This window comes from Microcystis sp. M53598_WE2 (assembly GCF_030067735.1).
In the GTDB taxonomy this organism is placed as follows: domain Bacteria; phylum Cyanobacteriota; class Cyanobacteriia; order Cyanobacteriales; family Microcystaceae; genus Microcystis; species Microcystis aeruginosa.
Genome location: NZ_JASJFE010000568.1, coordinates 1 through 5108, shown reverse-complemented (window position 1 = coordinate 5108; position 5108 = coordinate 1). Strand labels below are relative to the sequence as shown.

The window sequence follows — 5108 nt, the reverse complement described above, 5'->3', positions numbered from 1 at the left end:
TGACTATATCCTCAAGGGTTAAGGGATGTAAATGAAAAATTTCCCCCAACTCTTGCAGTTTATCTTCATTACCCAAACCGACGATATCAACCCAAGAGATGGAATCATCGGATAAATATTTAAGACAGTCTTGAGGTAAGAGATTATTAACTATAGTGGCTTGTTGAGAATTATAATTAATTAAAAATATCTCGGTAGCAACGGCATTTTCATCGATGGTGATTAACCCCGGCATCGTCCCGGGTTGATTATAGTGATAATCGTAAAGGTGGGGTTTTGTCCGGGAGGATTTTCGCCCTTTTTTATACCTAGTTAATCTTTTGTTATTGCTCATAGTTGAGATCGATCGCTGTTGGCCTTTTTCTTAGCATTGATCACTCAAAAATTCCTCAATTTTTAGCTAACTTTAAGATTGTCCGAGACTCTTAAAAAACGAAGATTAAACGTAAATGCCAATTGTTAGCCGTTTCTCTCTCGATTTCGATGCGACGGATAAACTCGCGAAAATAAAAACGGCGCTCGATTTCCGATAAATCTCGCCAAAATTGCGGAAAAGCAACGGCACGAGCGATAATAGTCAGGTTATCCGGGGGTAATTGGTCTAAACGTCCTTGAATCTGCGCGATCTCGTTTTTCAGTTTATAGGCCCGTAGATTAGCCGTTTCTTGATCTAAAATTCCCGCCGCTTCTAGGGAGGGCAATTGGGACAAAATATCGTTTTTTTGCCCTATTTCCTCGCTCATTCCCCGTTTGATCCCCTCTAAATCCGGTAAAGATATCTGAGCGATCGTCGGTGGTAGGTCTTGACAAATGCGCTCGATTGTGCTATCGAGAATTTTCTCATAAGCGATCGCCGAACATTTTTTTGTCCGGGGACATTGCAAAGGTCGCAAATAGAGGTATTCTAGACCCTTTCCTCGCGCCGTCACTTTGGTAATCGTCATCCCCGATTGACATTGACTACAGACGACTAAACCCGCTAAGGAACGCGGGGCGCTGGCACTGCGGGGGGGTAATTTGCGATTATTTCTCAGGATGCGATCGATCTGGGCCGCTTCTTCCCGGGAGATAATCGGGGTGTGGGTATCGGGGATAATATCTTGACCGAGATAGCACAAATCGCCGCGATAAACGGGATTAGTCAGCCATTTATGGGCAGTAGCTACCGATATCTTCTTACCATAGCGTTTTTCTATATAGCGCACCGTGGAACGCAGGGAAGCGGAAATCAAAAAGCGATCAAAAAAGTCTTTGACTACTGGCGCGGTACTGCGATCGAGTATATAACGCTCCTTGCCACGACGATAACCGTAGGGTGCTTTTCCGGGGGGAGGCAAAGCTTGCAGACGATTGTGAGCGTGACCTGCTTTTAAACGATTACTTAGTTCGTTTTTTGATATTTCTTGCAGAATCTTGGCAAAATTAAGCTTATAATCTGGGTCTTCTAGGGCAATTATATCTATGTCGAGGGCTTCTAAGGATTGTAAAATTTTGCTAACTTCTGTGCCATTGTCTCCCAATTCTGCTAGACGACGCAGGATCAGCAGTCGGGGGGGAGTCCCTTGACAATCGCGGAGCAGTTGCTGCCGTTGTGAGCGATCACCAAAATCCTGATACACTTGTTCGGGAGAATAGGTCGAAATCGAGGCATCGGGGGGACTATCAAGCAGGGGATTGGTATAGGTGTAGGCGATAATTTTCATGTTTTGCCGAAATCCTGGTATAGATAAGCTGTACTGCCTTGAAACCGCGTCTTGAAAAGTTTAGTACAAATGCTCGAACTACCTCTCCCCGCTCCCAACTCCGGCACTCATAAGCTAAACGGCTTTTACTTCGGATCACCGATATAGACTCCAAAAGGGTTATAGCTGTTGGATCATGCAGGTTAAGCGCCGTTTAGCTTAGACAGTCTTAACCAGTAATTTAGATAGTCAACAGCTTACCTGCGGGCGAATGGAAAAGGAATTTCTGCCCATCTCCCTAACCCCCGCCAGCTGGCGCTCGTTCCGCTACACTTGGCAATTTCTAGGCCGGGCGCGATTCGTCTAGGGAGAGGGTAAAGAGCGAAGGAAAACCGTGAGTATGGCGGTAATAATCGCGACGGTTACGGGGATAATCAGCGATTTCGCCCCTTTTAAATCGGATATATCCTTAACTAGCCCCGATTGTTCGTTTTCTAGCCTTTCTAACCGCTTATCCATTCCCTCGACTTTCTCGATTAATTTTGCCTGTCCTACCTCTAGTTTTGTCAGGCGATCATCGATTCGATCGATCTTTCCCTCGATCCGCGTCAGGATGGCTTCTAGGGAATAGGTGACGGTTTCTCCCGATTGACTCATAAACTAAATTCCTTGTTGCGGGGGATACTTCGCATTCTATCACTCCCGAAAGATGGCAGAATTACCAATCCAGAGGCAACGGCAACGATTATCAGCCTACAATATTACTAGGCGATCGAATAATCTCCGAAATTCAGATGAGTCAATTAAGATCTATTTCTGGGAAAAAGTTCGCCAAAATTTGAGAACGTCATTGAGAATTCAAGGTAGCCATCACATTTACTGTATTACTCGTTCAGACTGTCTATGAACCATCGTCAACAATTAATTCAAGAACTCGAACAAGCACCTGATGATCTAATAGAAACCGTGTTAGATTTTTTACATTGAGTTCAGGCAACAGGCAACAGTCATCCTCTGGCCAATTTTTCAGGCATTTTAAGCGATTCAGAGGCACAAGAACTACAACAAGCCATTAAAACAGAATGTCGTCAGTTGGTAAGGATTGCATCACCTACAAAAACAGCCTACAATATTTAGACTAAATCCAGTTATTGAAGACTGATTATTTACACAACCCCGTAGAAATGTTAGATTTTAGGGGTGGTGATAATTTATCTATCTATCCCTCCCATTGATCGATCTAGGAGATAAGCAATGAAAATGAAAGTTATCGTTCACGAGGCGGAGGAAGGTGGCTTCTGGGGGGAAGTCCCGGCGCTCCCCGGCTGTGCCACCCAAGCAGAAACTTTCGAGGAACTACTAGAGAATTTACACGAGGCGATCGAAGGTTGTCTATCCATAGATGTGGAATCCTTGCCGACCGATCCGAAAACTCGTATTCTAGAAATAGCGATATGAAATCGATTTCTGGGAAAAAGTTCGCCAAAATTTTAGAGCGTCACGGATGGTAATTATTGAGAATTCAAGGTAGCCATCACATTTACTGTCAGCCAGATAATCCCACCCGTATCTCTGTGCCGATTCACGGAAATCAGGATTTAAAAATCGGATTACTCAAGCATTTTTTGAAACAAGCGGGACTTTCTGAAGAAGATATTTGATCAATGCGATCGTTGTAATTCCGTCACTCCCGAAAGATCGCAGAATTACCAATAACGATTATCAGCCTACAATATTACTAGGCGATCGAATATTCCCCGAAATTCAGATGAGTCAATCCCCCGTCACCAATTCCCTAGAAATTATCCTGACAAATATCACGGAAAAATTAGACTCTTTACAGAAAGATTTCACCGATCTAAAAGTAGATATGGCCGAGGTGAAAACCGAACTCAAGATTATTGATAGGCGATTGGAAAAAGTAGAGGGAACACAGGACGCTTTAATTAAGGATGTATCGGACCTTAAGGGAGCAAAATCGTTGATTATTCCCGTGGTAGTGGCAGTATTAACCAGTATTCTGACTTTACTGGTGCGATCGATCCCGAATCCTTAAAAGCTTCCCCGTTTGTATAGTAAATTCGTAGGTCGGGTTGAGGCAACGAACCCCGACCTAAATCCTCGGTTGTTGGGTTTCACTCTGTTCAACCTAACCTACAGCTATGAGAGTTGATTCATGAATCAACCTACGGCAACTTATCCCTCGTTCCGACGACCTTTAACCCCCAGTAAACCCAATCCGAACAGGGACAACGCCGCGATCGCACTGGGTTCGGGAGTGCGGGCCACCGGACCGGTTATCTCGGTTGCGTTGATCTGGAAACTGTTAAAAATGGAACTGTTATTGAAACTCGCTCCACTGTCATTACTAAACCGGGATCCCGATGGGGTAGCGATGCCCGTCGGGGTTTTGCTAGGAAAAGAGCCGTTCCATGTCAAACTTCCACTGGTGCTGGCAACGTATAACCAGTATTTAGTACCGGCGGTAAACGTGAAGGGGCTAGTGGGAGTGAAGGTGTAGTTAAAGTTTCCCGCTCCTTGAGGGGTGGGATTGGTGAAACTGGCGAGGACGGTACTGCCCGGATTGCTACCCCCGACATCATTGCGGATCTGGACGAGGGGATTGTCTCCGGTTTCGTAGTCCCCGAGTCGCAGGATGGCGTTGTCGAGGCTGTAATTGTTACCCGCGGGCAGGGTAAAGGCGAGCGCTTTTACGTTGCTGGTGCTAATGCCACCAGTATTACCATCATTCGTTTGCGGGAGATTCCCGATCAGAACCGCCGCGCGGACAGGGTTTACCCCCCCCTATTAGTACAAGTGAACTACTAATTCCCGCTAACACCAAAGACATAGGTAAGGTTTTCATGATCTCTAAAAAAGTTCAGAAAGATTGCCTTAATTCTATGGCAGCTGTCTCTTCTGTTCAAGCATTGATTATTTATAGTTATCATTTACCGTCTGGTATGATATTTAACTCTATAGGGTGTTGACAAAACGGCTAGAAAGTGGTGAGCAACATCGGGCAGTTTCTGGTCGTGCCAAGTAAATTCGTAGGTCGGGTTGAGGCAACGAAACCCGACATAAATCCTCGGTTGTTGGGTTTCACTATCGTTCAACCCAACCTACAGCTACAATATTACTAGGCGATCGAATGTTCCCGGAAATTCATGAGTCAATCCCCCGTTACCGATTCCCTAGAAATTATCCTGACAAATATCACGGAAAAATTAGTATAGTAAATTCGTAGGTCGGGTTGAGGCAACGAAACCCGACATAAATCCTCTAAATACGGTTATTAAAAGCTGATTATCTATTGCCCCTTTTGCCTTTCCTCATAAGTAGGGTTTGCGGCAAAAAGTACGGGCGAAGCATTCGGATAGAAAATCTCCGGTTTCACCGATAGGTTATTGCCCGAATGCTTCGCCC

At 45.0% G+C, this 5108-nt stretch carries 5 protein-coding genes and 2 pseudogenes; 3 read left to right on the top strand and 4 right to left on the bottom strand.

The window, feature by feature from the left end:
• The 3 genes and pseudogenes from PX636_RS11555 to PX636_RS11545 all read right to left on the bottom strand — a co-directional run.
• Positions 1-334 (bottom strand): annotated as a pseudogene (locus PX636_RS11555) (magnesium/cobalt transporter CorA); the annotation flags it as partial.
• A gap of 91 nt (positions 335-425) precedes the next feature.
• Positions 426-1703, bottom strand: a complete 1278-nt coding sequence (locus PX636_RS11550; RefSeq protein ID WP_004162599.1) for a recombinase family protein — start codon at positions 1701-1703, stop codon at positions 426-428.
• A 342-nt stretch (positions 1704-2045) separates the two neighbouring features.
• The gene (locus PX636_RS11545) at positions 2046-2339 is read right to left on the bottom strand and encodes a hypothetical protein (RefSeq protein WP_002759475.1); all 294 of its coding nucleotides are present in this window, start codon (positions 2337-2339) and stop codon (positions 2046-2048) included.
• Between the two features lie 597 nt (positions 2340-2936).
• On the opposite strand from PX636_RS11545, the gene PX636_RS11540 reads away from it, so the two are divergent.
• The 3 genes and pseudogenes from PX636_RS11540 (at position 2937) to PX636_RS11530 (ending at position 3738) form a co-directional block, all read left to right on the top strand.
• Complete coding sequence (locus PX636_RS11540) at positions 2937-3140, top strand: type II toxin-antitoxin system HicB family antitoxin (RefSeq protein WP_002737783.1); 204 nt, start codon at positions 2937-2939, stop codon at positions 3138-3140.
• Positions 3137-3343: pseudogene (locus PX636_RS11535) on the top strand (type II toxin-antitoxin system HicA family toxin). The gene PX636_RS11540 and the pseudogene PX636_RS11535 overlap by 4 nt, the downstream one beginning before the upstream one ends.
• 107 nt (positions 3344-3450) lie before the next feature.
• Positions 3451-3738: a shikimate dehydrogenase gene (locus PX636_RS11530; protein WP_353853474.1), complete on the top strand. Its 288-nt coding sequence runs from the start codon at positions 3451-3453 to the stop codon at positions 3736-3738.
• 140 nt (positions 3739-3878) lie between these two features.
• Here PX636_RS11530 and PX636_RS11525 read toward each other — a convergent pair whose 3' ends face one another.
• On the bottom strand, positions 3879-4454 hold the full coding sequence (locus PX636_RS11525; RefSeq protein ID WP_288117267.1) for a choice-of-anchor R domain-containing protein: 576 nt from the start codon (positions 4452-4454) through the stop codon (positions 3879-3881).
• Positions 4455-5108: the final 654 nt, after the last annotated feature.

Excerpts from the sequence above, each read along its gene's own strand:
- PX636_RS11530 (WP_353853474.1), top strand. The coding sequence starts at position 3,451 with ATGAGTCAATCCCCCGTCACCAATTCCCTAGAAATTATCCTGACAAAT.
- PX636_RS11540 (WP_002737783.1), top strand. The coding sequence starts at position 2,937 with ATGAAAATGAAAGTTATCGTTCACGAGGCGGAGGAAGGTGGCTTCTGG.
- PX636_RS11545 (WP_002759475.1), bottom strand. The coding sequence starts at position 2,339 with ATGAGTCAATCGGGAGAAACCGTCACCTATTCCCTAGAAGCCATCCTG.
- PX636_RS11550 (WP_004162599.1), bottom strand. The coding sequence starts at position 1,703 with ATGAAAATTATCGCCTACACCTATACCAATCCCCTGCTTGATAGTCCC.